The sequence below is a fragment of the Bacillus cereus group sp. TH152-1LC genome, assembly GCF_027710505.1.
Lineage (GTDB): Bacteria > Bacillota > Bacilli > Bacillales > Bacillaceae_G > Bacillus_A > Bacillus_A mobilis.
In genome coordinates, this window is the sequence record NZ_JAQFNK010000018.1 from 90921 (window position 1) to 104984 (window position 14064).

Below are 14064 nucleotides of genomic sequence, written 5' to 3' on the forward strand. Positions count from 1 at the left end.
TGAAGGAGTGGATGAAAATGTTAAAACATAAAAAGAAAATAATGATAAGTGTAATTGCTATTTTAGTAAGTGGTATTGCTATTGTTGGTGGATATTATGGTATGGGTTACAACTATGCCAAAAAGAATGAAAACTATACAGAGAAACAAATTCGTGAAATTTCTTTAGCGCATACAAAGGGAGAAATTATGAATGTGAAAAAAGAATTCGAATTAGAAGATGACAACTTAGCACAATCTACATTTGAATATGAAGTGGAAATTAAGACACCTGATAATCTGTTAAATAGTTTAAAAGTTAGTGCTAGAACAGGTACAATAGAAATCGATAGTGAAGATTAAAAAAATATCGCGTATTTGAAAAAAACTCCTAACAAAATTTTGTTAGGAGTTTTTTCATGTTTATACTCTACTATTTTTAAAGGGGGACCGCTACATCACCATCAAGCTAACAAAACAAAATACCAATTAATATAAAAAAATACGCTATTCTTTCTGAATAATCATAGGAAAAGTATCGGTCCAATCCAAGTGTATATTTGTGATGAGTTGAATTCAAACTTGACCTTAGATTCAGAGATTTTTCTTTTTCTCTAAGCGTGCAAATTTGATTACGTATAATTACATAACAACTTGTTATTGTAACTTTGATATCTTGCGGTTACATTCCAAAATGCGTACAACAGCGCGGCTTCAAGGTTATACTGAGGCTGGAGGTGATTCAAAGTGACATACGATCGGAAAATGAATTTGAAACAAACGAATTAACAACTAAATTATTACCGGTCAACTCAAACTGTATATCGATTGGTTTATAAACGAATGCTGCGATATTTTTCGGGAGCTGATCTTTTCATTAGCCAGGAGAGTTTTAAACATCAAGTCTTCATTTTGAAACTAAAATCGCTTTTATATTAGGTTTCAAATTTTATGTGGCACAGACATTAATTGAAAGATAGGTTTTTCCTGCTCTGACTTACATCGTAAACTTGATAATTTATAAAGATGGATTTAACGGGGGGATATTATGAAAGATAGCAAACATTTAAATTTTCATAAGCTTTGGCTAGGACAGTCTATAAGTTTGTTAGGTACTCAGTTTACAATAGTAGCTTTGCCACTTTTTGCATTAGAGGTGTTACAAACAAGTGAAGAAAATGCTGCTATGCTTCGTGGGGTTATATTCGTCCCGTACCTAATTTTCGGGTTAGTAGCCGGTGCTTTAATAGACATTTTTCATAGGAAAAATGTCTTGCTAATTTGTAGTATATGTCAAGGAGTATTGTTTTTATCAGTATTCATACTGACTGTAACAAATAGTATTACGTTCCCTTTATTGGTATGTATCATGTTTTTTAATGGAATATTCACCACGTTTTACAACATCGCTATTCCTTCTTTCTTACCGGAAATAGTAACAGATAAAGATCAGTTAAAAAAAGGAAATGCTCAACTAGCACTTTCGGAGTCTCTTTCTATAGTAATTGGTCCTATGCTAGCTGGAATTGTCATTACTCTAGTTGGATTAACAGGTTCATTCACTGTTGACGCAGTGACGTATTTTGTTTGTTTTGTATTTGTATTGTTTATTTCAAAGTTTAAACCGCATACAGAGGGTACTTTAAAAGACGTAAATATAAAATCTATATACCAAAACATATATGAAGGGTTGATATATGTTAAAAAACACCCTGTATTAGAACCGATTGTAACGTGTGGTGCTGTTTACGGTTTTTTTAAATACATATTAAATAGCATTTTAGTAATATTCCTTTATAAAGTAATGGGGCTATCTGAAATTGAAATAGGGTTTGTTGTAGGTTCAGCAGCGGTGGGATTTTTAATAGGTAATACGGTTCTCATGAAAAAAAGTCAGCAAATTAATAATACAAAAATGCTTATTTATAGCGCTACTGTATCAGTTACCGGTTTGGCTTTTATACCGATAATGGGATATATGGGAACAGTTTACGGTATAGTAGCCGCAAGTATCATACATGGTATGGGGGAAGGGGTATTTGGCCCTTACGCTGCAACTATACGACAACTTGCCTCACCAAAGCACATGCTAGGCCGAGTAAATGCTGTACAGCGTACGCTTAATTGGGGAGCTTGGGCATTGGGAAGTTTTGCTAGTGCATTTTTAATTTCTATATTTGGGCTTCAAAATACGTTGTTTATAGGAGGTTTCGGAACAACATTGTGTTTAGTGGTGTTGTTAAGACGAGGTGTATCAAAAGGAACTGACATTGAATATACGAGTTCATTTTAGAGGGGATGATTATGATGAATAAGGTATTAAAAGGAACTGACATAGAAAATAAACCACACATTTTATTTATAGGAGGATGGACAAAGCCTATACAAGATGCGTTAGACAGTAGGTTTATTGTTTCGTATATAGGGTCTTATGCTAAATACATATATTTTGATGGAACTATTTTAGAAAAGTGTTTCTATAAAAAAGAAATAGATACAACAAACATCCCCTTGTCTATATACTATGCTGAAGAATTATTCAAAGAGAAACCTTTTGATGTGGTTGTATCTTTCAACGAAACAGCATTAGATACGGCTTGCATAATTGCAAAGATTTTTAATGTTAAAGGTCCTTCTTACAATGCTAATATGATAACACGTAATAAAGATATGATGCGTGAACTTCTAGCAGGTAAAGACTTTTCGATAGATTCGACAGTTTGCAATAACATTGAAGACATTAATGAATTTTTGAACAAAAAAGATAGTGTTATAATAAAGCCACCGATTGGGGCAGGTGGTAAAGGGGTATCTAAGCTAGACACAGGAACTGACGTAGGGAGATTTATTAAAGAAAACGGTATGCAACTACCTGTTTTAGTAGAAGGGTATATTGAAGGTGATATAGTTTATACAGTTGAAACCGTTTCTTATAACAAAAAGCATTCTATACTTGCTATATCAGCTGAAGTATTTAAAGAAGATACATTTATAATAAACTATACGATTATGCCAGCACCTTTAGGTGAATCTCAAAAACAGTTAATTATGGAAAAAGTAATACTATTTTTGGACGACGTGCAAATGGAAAACGGCATTACTCATACAGAAGTAAAAATAGACAAACACAATAAACCAATAATTATAGAATCTCAAGTTAGAATAGGTGGCGGAAACATTTGGAAGATGGTAGAACTATCAACCGGCATATCTCAATTTAGGTACTATTATGATGTGTTAGCTACTGAGACTATAGATGAATTTAGATGTGTACCTTCGAAATGTCAAGCTATGTCCTTAAGTTTGATTCCAAAATCAGGTTACTTAAAAGAAATTAAGTATAAAGAATTAGCTAACATATCCGAGGTCGTATTAATTGATCTATTAGTAAAAGAGGGCGACACTATACCAACTATTGTAGATAGCACTCAACGTAAAGGGAGTATATTATTTACGGCTAATGATATAAAACATATATATGAAGTTGCAGAGAGAATATGTAACAATATAACGTTTGTTTATCAAGATTTATCAGAATGGAAACCTTCTTTTAAAAAATATATGTAAAAAGAAATGTGGCAAATTTGATTTACGTTAATATTGAAGACGTTGATGATTCGCTAATTTTCGCAAGGAAAGTTAGAAGAGTGTTATGCAATTAACTAATTTATTTAGTTAAATGAGCAATGTAGTACATGAAAAAACACCTCTTGAATTTGCATACTAAGTATGTAAACTCAATGGAGGTGTTTTTCATTTGAAAGTAAAGTTTTATGATCTAGAAGAAATAAAATGAAAAAGGGTAGTTATTCAAATCAATAATCGCTTTTCTTAATGAATTACAATTCGGAGAGTTCTTTCTGGACTTTCAGACGATAGTCTTTATTACCGAGTAATTTTGATTCGAACGAATTCAAATTGTTTCGAATGAGCATTCCCTGCCATAAGTTTAGTTTATCTGTTAAGATAACCATTTCAATCTTATCGCTATTATGATTTTCTGAGTATAATGCGTCGTTTGCTATAAATGCAGTTGATCCACCTTTTGCACCAAGATGAACAAAACGCGCATGGTTGCCTTCGTTCATCTGCATTGGCCACTCAAGTAAATCCCTTGCTGTTTCAGCAGCTTTCACTGGAAGTTGATCATTTGATATAACAGCTAATAACTTCCCATAATCATTGGCTGATGCACCAATTAGACGATCGGACCATACTCTTTGTAAATCTAAGGACAAGTCAAATGAATAGTCTTCACTTTTGATCGTTCCTTTTTTCATTTGCTCACTTAAATCTTTCGCTAAGTTCCGGTATTTCTCAATCGGCATCGCTTCAAGCTCTTTTACTAATTGTTTGTTCTCCGTTGATCCACTTTTCAAGTGCTCTGAAATTAAGAGAGCACTTACAATCGGATAGACTTCTTCATGTTGCGTAAGTCCAAGGGATTTCGCCCGTTCATTGATAGCTGCTGCGCCAAGCACATCAATAAGATAATCTGTATTGGCATTAGAGCTATAGCTTATCATCCCTTTTGCAACGTCATGTAGCGTTACTGCATTATTTTTAACCTTTTTTTCACTATCTATCGATTTCAGCCACTCTTCATGTGCATTGCCATCCGTTCCTTTTAAATAATAACGGGTTAACTCATCAAGTGACACAGTGCTATCTTTATCTAACAAGCCTGCATCAACCTGCATCGCATATTCTACAGCTATTAGCATCTTCACGGTGCTTGCTAATGGTCGAACGACATCTGATTGATAAGTAATTAATTCAACACCATTTTCCGCCAAGTAAAAAGATGTTGTTTGCGGATTGTCTTTCAAATGGTTCAGAACGTAATCAGGATTGTCTCGGAATACAGAGTAGGCTGCAATTCCTAACATAAGAATAATCGAACCATAAATCAGTAATCTCTTCTTTGTATATGTTTTTTTATCGAATACAATCATTGCAATAAAACCAACCACAACTGCAAGTAAATAATTTACATTGAAAAATAAAACTGCAATGATAATTGTTAGCACAATAACTAATGTCACAATAACTTTTCTAATTTCCTCTTTTGTCCTGTTCTCTTTTTTTAGTAAAGGCAAAGGTGCGGTAATTAAAATTCCTAATATCCCAATCCAAGCCCAAATATTCATACTGCCAACCCCTTTCTTACGATAGATAGAAGTGACTTAATATTTTCTTCTTAGTACCGTTATGATGGTTGTATGAAGGATCATTAAACCTGAGATTAAAAACCAAATAACTAATTTGTATGTAGCATAATCCAGGTGACTAATGAATTGGTCATACAATTCAATCAAAAACCATCCTAAAGGCATTAAAGGAAATACAATACCATAGGATTTATTTGAAATGCTCTTCCCGCGCTCATCCTTATTCTCTTCGCCCATTTCGAATTTCAGTGAAATAAAGACTGCAATAAAGAAAATAATTACATAACTAATACGTAGAATAGCTAGAAAAATTTCCATATTTATTTCTCCTCCTCTATTTCATATTGAAAAACTTCATGTAAATCCACATTGAACATGAGTGCTATGTCATAAGCTAATTTTAAAGATGGATTATATCTGTTTTTTTCAAGTGAAATAATTGTTTGGCGACTTACACCGAGCTTATCAGCAAGATCTCTTTGTGATAATCCACGTTCAGCTCTTAATACAACAATCCTATTACGAATCTTTCTTTCGTTACTTAACGGCATCTCAGCTCACCTCTTATATTTAAAAAGGTAATATATTTTTGACCTAAAGTAAAGTTTTTTTACATTTAGTATGAAATATATTACTTGTATTAGTGTGGGTATTAAAAGTATGTATAGAATCTATAAAAGAACTAAACTAGGATGGAATTTTAGTATTAAAAAAGTAAAGTACATAAAAAACTGCTTTTTCCTATGTGGACATTTAGAAATGAAAAATCAATGGAAGTGAAAAAAGATGACTCGTTTTATGCTAAAATTCATTTAGTGTATATTTTCGTTAAAATGTGGGTGGGCCCCCTTTTAGCAAAACCGGAGTGGAAATGATGAGTATAAACAGTTTTGTGGGATTGATAAAGGACGACTTATTAAAAGAGGTAAGCATAAGAAGTGAGGATGAATTCGAGCCTGTAGTAGTTAAAGATATTCCTAGACTTTGGAAGTGTTTAGGGATAGGTAATTATGCCGCAGTATTCATGCACAAAGAATACAAAGATTGGGTAGTGAAGGTTTACGCACGAGAAGGAGAAGGAATTGAAAAAGAGTCAGAAGTATACCGAAGAATCGGAAACCATCCTTCTTATTCGAAGCTTATATATAAAGGAGAAAATTTCATAGTATTGAAACGTTTAAAAGAAATTACCTTATACGATGCTATTCATAAGGGGATTAAAATTCCTAAGCAGGTGATCCTTGATATCAATGAAGCATTAGAGTATGCAAGGGAACAGGGATTAACTCCTTGTGACGTTCACGGGAAAAATGTGATGATGGAGAACGGAAGAGGATATGTAGTCGATGTATCTGATTTCTTAAAAACAAAAGAAGATAGTAAGTGGAGAGACCTAGAAAAGGCATATTTTATATTTTATTTGCCTTTCATTTATAAATTTCCTTTCCCTATTAAAATACCATATTGGATGTTAAACATTGTTAGACGTTCGTATAGAAAATATAAGAAGTTTAAAAAGAAATTCAAATGGTAAAAGGGCCACATACTTATCTTTAGGTTAGATAAGTGAACCACTAGTAAACAAAAGGACCGTACATTTTAGATATGTCTAATATGTACGGTCCTAGTTTTATAACTTTATGAAGTAATCAGTAAGCTTTACATTTCCTTTTTCACGCAATTACTTATTTTTCCTCTATCTTTTCAATTCTTCTTTTAAGAGAAGCAATGAAGGCATCTTGATTGTTCTCGTTTTGTTTAAACCTAGGGTCCACAAATACTTTTTCTTGTTGATTTCGCAAGAATTGATGCGTTCTTTGAGCTCTGTATGGTTATACAGTGTGGTTTTACTAAGTAGGATTCTTTTTGCCACACTCCAGAAGTTAATTATATTTTTCGACGTACGAAATAAAAAGCTAAGGACCCCATAATTACAGGTACAACGAAATCAAAGAAATGGGAAACATTAAATGGAAAAAGAGAAAGAAATGGTATAAGTGCATAGATAACTGCTTGTCCTATAAATATAGGAATTCCAAATTTAAATTCTCTACATCGCTTGATTTTCCTGTATAGCACTTCTCCAATTAGACAAGCTACAAGAGCCGGTATACTACCATAAGTGACAATCGTTTTAATGAATCCTAATACAACGTTCGGATGAATAAAGCTAGGATGAGAAATATATGAAATCAAGAACCATCCAAAAATAAAAGCAAACAGACTTGCAGCATAACTAATTACAAATTTTATCAACGTAATCATCCTCACAGTTTTCTAATAGTAACTCCATTGTATGACATAACGTCCTATTAACAGTAGTCAATGATGCATATAATTTTGTTTTTGGGGGTAGGTGCATTTCTTAGCTTGATAACGATGGGATGAGTCCTCAATAGTGACAAATATCCATACTGCTATTAACTGGTTAATTAAAGAAAAATTTGTTCCACAACTCTTAAGTTATTATAATATGAAAAAATGAAATTCTCCTTCTGTAATTCATCCAAATGGTTCAATCTTCGCATCTTTTGAATTCCCTGAAGTGCTAAACATAAGAAAAATAATTAACTATCCTATGCAAGAAAGTTTAGATAGCTAAAAGCATATGTTTTATTGAAAGGATGTGATTGAATTATGGAAAAGCCGAATTGGGGAATTGGAGGATTAGTATTCGTTGGTTGCATGTTTCTTGGCGGAGGAGTGGGATCTATATTAGGCGATACTCATGCTGGATGGCTAGTAGGGATGGGGGCTGGATTTATTGGGATGGCTTTAACGAGACTGATCAGAAAGTAATATAATGGGATTCCTCTTATGGTGAATAATGTAATTAATGGCATAAGAGCTCTATAAATTATAGTTAGAACCTTATCTTTAGTATTTGTCATTTCTAAATTTCTCCATACATAGATATGATTCTCAAGTCGGAGGATGGCACCTTAGGGTGTTTTTTTTGTGCTCTCTAAAAATGCCTTACCATATAATAGACTTCGTTAGATTTCGATAATATTTTTTGTAATAGAATAGATTCATTACCGTTTCAGACCTAAGTATTCATTCATAACCTAACAGTAAAAGGGGGGATGATTAGAGGTATGGCGTGTAATGATGAATTAATTTGTCAACAGTTTGCAAGGATTATCGGTGGCCAAGAAGGGTTCGCCGGTGGAAAATGCGTGGCTACAATAAATCGGGATGAAATACAAGCAACTATCTTAGGAAAACGTTTTAGAGTAACAACTTCCATTTCATTCGAATCACGAGATAATAAAACAGGACGAGCATTATGTTTAGGCCGGATAGCGCTATTGCAAAGAGAAGTCAATGGGTTTGTTGCTACAATTATTAAACAAGGAATAATCGTTTCGTCTATACACAATGAGTGGTTATGTGATGAGCCGAATTTAATTTACGTTAATATCGAAGACGTTGATGATCCGCTAAGCTTCGCAAGGAAAGTTAGAAGAGCTTTATGCAACTAACCAATTTATCCCGCTTTAATGGGCAGTAAGACCCCCACCTCAAAATGCAGCGAAAGCAAAGAAGTTAGGTGGGGGTCGGGCTGCCCATAAAAGTCCGATTGGTGAGGGCTAATAATCAGTGGGTGATGAAGAAAACCCCCACTGATTAAAGTTTCACTTTATTTAGTTAAATGAGTGAGTATGTGGGTTAGAATATTTCAGATTGTTGACTCGTTTTATAAAGTGAAAGAAGACGTTCCATAATTGGAATGTCTTTTCTTGATGTTTTTATAATTTGGAAAACGAGGAAACGAACCTGGAGGAAGTATGTTTGAGGAGATTAAAAGGAAATGGTTTTTAAGTCTTGGCTATGGATCTATCCTCCTGTTCTAATTAACTAAAAGAAGAACTTTCCCATACCGATTAGACTACTAAGCATTCCGATTCCATTCATGGTGCCTTTTCCTACTGACAGTAAGTTTCCAAGCATTCCTGGCTGACCGTTATTCCCCCATCCCATGGGACTTACCTGTCCTCCCCATCCTGGATGGTTTCCAAAAATACCCCAGTTATTATTGGTATTAAAATGAAAAGGCTTGACTGGCGGTGATAGTAAAGCGGCAATATGGCCTGGTGCGAACATCCCTGTATGATTGAATGGTTGGGGCCATGCAGGTTTTTGAAAATTAAAACCTGCATGGCCTTGTAATGGAGCCCAATTAGCAGCATGTCCTTGGGGTATCATCCCTGCATAATGGATTGGCTGACCTAAAGGGAAGGGAGGGGGCCCGGGATTGAAACCCGTATAATTGGCTGGTGAATCCCAACCAAATGGATAGACTCGACAACTCCAAATTTCAGGAACTTTCAAATCATTCATTCCCTCAGTTTTCGCTATTTGTTGCTGTAAATATAATGATGACATTGCAATTTGGTTATTATATTGCTCTCCGTTTCCATTTGAATTCAAATACCAATATTGGTACATAAGCGCATTCCCCTCACTTTAAAAATGTAATGTTAGACTTAGCTTATGTAATATTCCTTTTTATGGATGGTTACATAACTAGATTTACAAGCCTGTATTTAAAGGAATAGGTGTGTGGTCATATTTATCCAGCTATTTGTGGGCAGCAAGACATCTCCAGCTCAAAATTCAGCGAAAGCGGCTGCTTGTAAAAATCCGACTGTTTAAAGTGTCACTTTATTTTAGAAGGGGATTTTCAGTCGCTCCTTTTGTTTATTTCAGCATAATTTAATTTTGGATAACAAACGTGTTTATCAAGGTTTAATCAACAAAAAAAATTAAAATGTTATGTTGAGCAAGTAGAATTACTAAAAAGAGAATATCCATTCGAAGAGTTTGGCAAAATACTGCAAGGACAATGTATCCTTATGCAGATATACAAACGATTTAAACTGATCAATGGAATTTATAATGAAGGGGCAAATGAATATATGAGTGAAACATTACATAAAAGAAAACCACCATATTTAATGCTTGTAATTCTTTTTATTGGGGCATTTGTTTCATTTCTAAATAACTCGCTTTTAAATGTAGCTTTGCCATCCATAATGAAGGATTTAGACATTAATGATTATTCAACGATCCAGTGGCTTTCTACAGGGTATATGCTTGTAAGTGGTATATTAATTCCGGCATCAGCATTTTTAATAACTCGCTTCTCCAATAGGAGCTTATTTATTACATCTATGGTGATTTTTATTTTTGGTACGGCCTTAGCGGCTTTAGCACCAAACTTTAGTTTATTACTTACTGGCCGGATGGTTCAAGCAGCAGGTTCTTCAGTCATGGGGCCTTTGTTAATGAATATTATGCTAGTAAGCTTTCCAAGAGAAAAAAGGGGAACAGCAATGGGGATTTTTGGGCTAGTTATGATTACCGCTCCAGCAATTGGACCGACACTATCGGGTTATATTGTAGAGTATTATGACTGGCGTTTGCTTTTTGAAATGATTTTACCGTTAGCGATCATTAGCTTACTGTTAGGGATTTGGAAATCGGAGAATGTCATGAAACAAAACAAAAATGCAAAACTTGATTATCTCTCATTACTATTATCTTCTATCGGTTTTGGCGGTTTGTTATATGGATTCAGTTCTGCAAGCTCCGACGGTTGGACGAATAAAGTTGTTTTAACAACCTTAACCATAGGCGCTATTGCCCTAATTGCTTTCATTGTCCGCCAATTAAAAATGAATGAACCGTTATTGGATTTACGTGTTTACAAGTACCCAATGTTTGCACTTGCGTCTGTAATTGCGATTGTTAACGCAGTGGCCATGTTTTCGGGTATGATTTTAACACCAGCTTATGTACAAAACGTCCGCGGTATTTCGCCGCTGAGCTCTGGGCTGATGATGCTTCCAGGTGCGGTAATAATGGGGATTATGTCACCAATTACAGGTAAACTATTTGATAAATATGGCCCGCGTATTCTTGGTATAGTAGGACTTTCTATTACAGCTGTTTCAACTTATATGCTGGCCAACCTGCAACTCGACTCTAGTCACACACATATTATTCTTATTTACACACTGCGGATGTTTGGGATGGCTATGGTGATGATGCCACTTATGACAAACGGACTTAATCAATTACCAACTCGTTTAAATCCGCATGGTACAGCTGTTAATAATACAGCTCAACAAGTGTCCGGTTCGATTGGTACTGCTATTCTTGTTACGATTATGAATTCTGTAACAAAAACAAAAGCTGAAAGTCTAATGGCGGATGTAGATCCAACAATCTTCACCGAAGCTACGAAGGCAATGTTAACTCAGAAGGCTTTATTATCCGGAATTCAATATTCATTCTATGTAGCGCTTGGCATGAATGTTGTTGCACTACTATTAGTTTTTTTCGTTAAACGTGTAGATACAAGTGCGGAAGCTGTCGAGAGGTTAAATCGGTAGAGCAAAATAAAACTTTAGATCATGATTCATATAAGTTCTTACTGTTTAGTTAGATTATGAAGAAATGCAAATGTCTGCTGCTATGGCGCTAGTATTTAAATTTGGAAATGAACCAGTGAAATAATTATATATAGTAAAAAGGATCTGATATTCATATCAGATCCTTTTTCATTAGCAACACAGTATAGTTATTTATCGTATTTGTTTGAATTGACATGAGAAGCTACTGGTTTTCCTAATACTACAATCTTTAGCTCTCAATTTCTTATAAACATTATAATAATATACTTCATTTTCATTTAGTATTTTTTCTGCAAGTTATACATGTAATAGCAACAAACAACTTAGATTACGAACTTTATAAGCAATATCATAATCGTGAATAGTTAGGGAAAAGATAAAATAAGGTAATCAATTACATATCTTTATCCCAGGCGATTCATTGCTATCTTCTTTTTATTGAATGGGATATTTTATCCCGCTTTAATGGGCAGTAAGACCCCCACCTCAAAATGCAGCGAAAGCAAAGAATTTAGGTGGGGGTCGGGCTGCCCATAAAAGTCCGATTGGTGAGAGCTAATAATCAGTGGGGGATGAAGAAAACCCCCACTGATTAAAGTTTCACTTTATTTCATGTTTTTTGAAAGGGTGTTTTTAATGGATAAAAAAGTATCTGCCATTCCTCAACCGAAAACATATGGATTGCTGGGGAATCTCCCATTAATCGATAAAGATAAACCGACCCTATCCTTTATCAAGATAGCGGAAGAGTATGGTCCCATTTTTCAAATTCAAACTTTAAGTGATACCATCATTGTCGTTTCTGGACATGAACTGGTAGCAGAAGTCTGTGACGAAACACGATTTGATAAAAGTATAGAGGGTGCTTTAGCGAAAGTTCGCGCCTTTGCTGGAGACGGATTATTTACAAGTGAGACTCATGAGCCTAACTGGAAAAAGGCTCATAATATTTTGATGCCTACATTTAGCCAACGGGCAATGAAAGATTATCATGCTATGATGGTCGATCTTGCCGTACAACTCGTTCAAAAATGGGCAAGGCTTAATCCGAATGAAAGCGTAGATGTACCGGAGGATATGACCCGCCTTACATTGGATACAATTGGTCTATGTGGTTTTAATTATCGATTTAATAGCTTTTATCGTGAGACCCCTCATCCTTTTATTACTAGCATGAGCCGTGCTCTAGATGAGGCGATGCACCAATTACAGCGGCTGGATATAGAAGACAAACTCATGTGGAGAACGAAACGTCAATTTCAGCATGATATTCAATCTATGTTTTCTTTAGTAGATAATATTATTGCTGAACGTAAAAGTAGTGGAAATCAGGAAGAGAATGATTTACTTTCCCGTATGTTAAATGTGCAGGATCCGGAAACTGGTGAAAAATTAGATGATGAAAATATTCGTTTCCAAATTATCACTTTTTTAATAGCTGGGCATGAAACAACAAGTGGATTATTATCTTTTGCAATCTATTTTTTATTAAAGAATCCAGATAAATTGAAAAAAGCCTATGAAGAAGTAGAAAGGGTTTTGACAGATCCTACTCCAACATACCAACAAGTTATGAAACTTAAGTATATCCGGATGATTTTAAATGAATCGCTACGTCTATGGCCTACTGCTCCAGCATTCAGTCTCTATGCAAAAGAAGATACAGTGATTGGTGGGAAATATCCAATTAAGAAAGGAGAAGATCGTATTTCTGTTCTTATTCCACAGTTACATAGGGATAAAGACGCGTGGGGAGAAAACGTGGAAGAATTCCAACCTGAACGATTTGAAGATCTGGATAAGGTTCCTCATCATGCTTATAAGCCATTTGGAAATGGTCAACGGGCATGTATCGGTATGCAGTTTGCACTTCATGAAGCCACACTTGTAATGGGCATGCTTCTTCAACATTTTGAATTCATTGATTATCAAGACTATCAGCTGGACGTAAAACAAACATTAACGTTAAAGCCTGGTGATTTTAAAATTAGGATTCTACCCCGAAATCAAACTATTAGCCATACTACTGTTCTTGCGCCTATAGAGGAGAAACTGAAAAACCATGAAACCAAGCAGCAAGTTCAGAAGAATCCTGCTATTATTGGAGCCGATAATCTTTCGCTGCTTGTTCTGTATGGCTCGGATACAGGGGTAGCAGAAGGTATTGCAAGAGAACTAGCAGATACAGCTAGTTTAGAAGGTGTTCAAACGGAAGTGGTAGCTCTTAACGATCGAATTGGAAGTCTGCCAAAAGAAGGGGCGGTTCTTATTGTAACTTCTTCTTATAATGGAAAACCGCCAAGTAATGCAGGACGGTTTGTGCAGTGGTTGGAGCAATTAAAACCAGATGAGCTAAAAGGTGTTCAATACGCAGTTTTTGGTTGTGGAGATCATAGTTGGGCGAGTACCTATCAACGAATTCCAAGTGCGCCCATAAGGGCATTTAGAAAATCTCCTTAGGCAAGAGATGGGAAGTTTACACCTAAACCAATC

Annotated in this window: 12 protein-coding genes and 2 pseudogenes; 9 read left to right on the top strand and 5 right to left on the bottom strand. The window is 35.0% G+C overall.

The genetic code is table 11. The features are described 5' to 3' along the window. The first annotated feature begins 17 nt into the window (after positions 1–17). The 4 genes and pseudogenes from PDL00_RS27140 to PDL00_RS27155 form a co-directional block, all read left to right on the top strand. On the top strand, positions 18–341 hold the full coding sequence (locus PDL00_RS27140) for a PepSY domain-containing protein (protein WP_270732453.1): 324 nt from the start codon (positions 18–20) through the stop codon (positions 339–341). Positions 342–1026: 685 nt separating this feature from the next. Beyond that, positions 1027–2271, top strand: a complete 1245-nt coding sequence (locus PDL00_RS27145; RefSeq protein ID WP_270732456.1) for an MFS transporter — start codon at positions 1027–1029, stop codon at positions 2269–2271. A 14-nt stretch (positions 2272–2285) separates the two neighbouring features. Beyond that, positions 2286–3545, top strand: coding sequence for an ATP-grasp domain-containing protein (locus PDL00_RS27150; RefSeq protein ID WP_270732460.1), 1260 nt, complete (start codon positions 2286–2288; stop codon positions 3543–3545). Positions 3546–3559: 14 nt separating this feature from the next. Beyond that, positions 3560–3640, top strand: a pseudogene (locus PDL00_RS27155) (DUF1259 domain-containing protein); the annotation flags it as partial. A gap of 177 nt (positions 3641–3817) precedes the next feature. Here the strand turns inward: PDL00_RS27155 and PDL00_RS27160 are convergent. From PDL00_RS27160 to PDL00_RS27170, 3 genes are all read right to left on the bottom strand, one after another. Next, entirely contained in the window at positions 3818–5023 is a 1206-nt protein-coding gene (locus tag PDL00_RS27160) for a serine hydrolase (RefSeq protein ID WP_270732462.1), read from the bottom strand. Between the two features lie 141 nt (positions 5024–5164). Further along, positions 5165–5467 (bottom strand): hypothetical protein, encoded by a 303-nt coding sequence (locus PDL00_RS27165; RefSeq protein ID WP_061677752.1) that lies wholly within the window; start codon positions 5465–5467, stop codon positions 5165–5167. Between the two features lie 2 nt (positions 5468–5469). After that, positions 5470–5700 (bottom strand): helix-turn-helix transcriptional regulator, encoded by a 231-nt coding sequence (locus PDL00_RS27170; RefSeq protein ID WP_270732465.1) that lies wholly within the window; start codon positions 5698–5700, stop codon positions 5470–5472. A 323-nt stretch (positions 5701–6023) separates the two neighbouring features. Here PDL00_RS27170 and PDL00_RS27175 point away from each other — a divergent pair, with 323 nt between their 5' ends. Beyond that, complete coding sequence (locus PDL00_RS27175; RefSeq protein WP_270732468.1) at positions 6024–6683, top strand: serine/threonine protein kinase; 660 nt, start codon at positions 6024–6026, stop codon at positions 6681–6683. Between the two features lie 353 nt (positions 6684–7036). Here PDL00_RS27175 and PDL00_RS27180 read toward each other — a convergent pair whose 3' ends face one another. Beyond that, positions 7037–7414, bottom strand: a complete 378-nt coding sequence (locus PDL00_RS27180; RefSeq protein WP_242251198.1) for a hypothetical protein — start codon at positions 7412–7414, stop codon at positions 7037–7039. 372 nt (positions 7415–7786) lie between these two features. Here PDL00_RS27180 and PDL00_RS27185 point away from each other — a divergent pair, with 372 nt between their 5' ends. After that, positions 7787–7948, top strand: a complete 162-nt coding sequence (locus PDL00_RS27185) for a hypothetical protein (RefSeq protein WP_242251200.1) — start codon at positions 7787–7789, stop codon at positions 7946–7948. A 299-nt stretch (positions 7949–8247) separates the two neighbouring features. Then, on the top strand, positions 8248–8634 hold the full coding sequence (locus PDL00_RS27190; protein ID WP_242251202.1) for a DUF1259 domain-containing protein: 387 nt from the start codon (positions 8248–8250) through the stop codon (positions 8632–8634). Between the two features lie 376 nt (positions 8635–9010). Here PDL00_RS27190 and PDL00_RS27195 read toward each other — a convergent pair whose 3' ends face one another. Then, positions 9011–9601 carry a hypothetical protein gene (locus PDL00_RS27195; protein WP_242251204.1) on the bottom strand — a complete coding sequence of 197 codons (591 nt, stop codon included), beginning with the start codon at positions 9599–9601 and terminating at the stop codon, positions 9011–9013. 470 nt (positions 9602–10071) lie between these two features. Between PDL00_RS27195 and PDL00_RS27200 the strand changes: the two genes are divergently transcribed. Then, positions 10072–11550 carry an MDR family MFS transporter gene (locus tag PDL00_RS27200; protein WP_242251213.1) on the top strand — a complete coding sequence of 493 codons (1479 nt, stop codon included), beginning with the start codon at positions 10072–10074 and terminating at the stop codon, positions 11548–11550. A 657-nt stretch (positions 11551–12207) separates the two neighbouring features. Further along, positions 12208–13995: pseudogene (locus tag PDL00_RS27205) on the top strand (cytochrome P450); the annotation flags it as partial. Between the last annotated feature and the right edge of the window lie 69 nt (positions 13996–14064).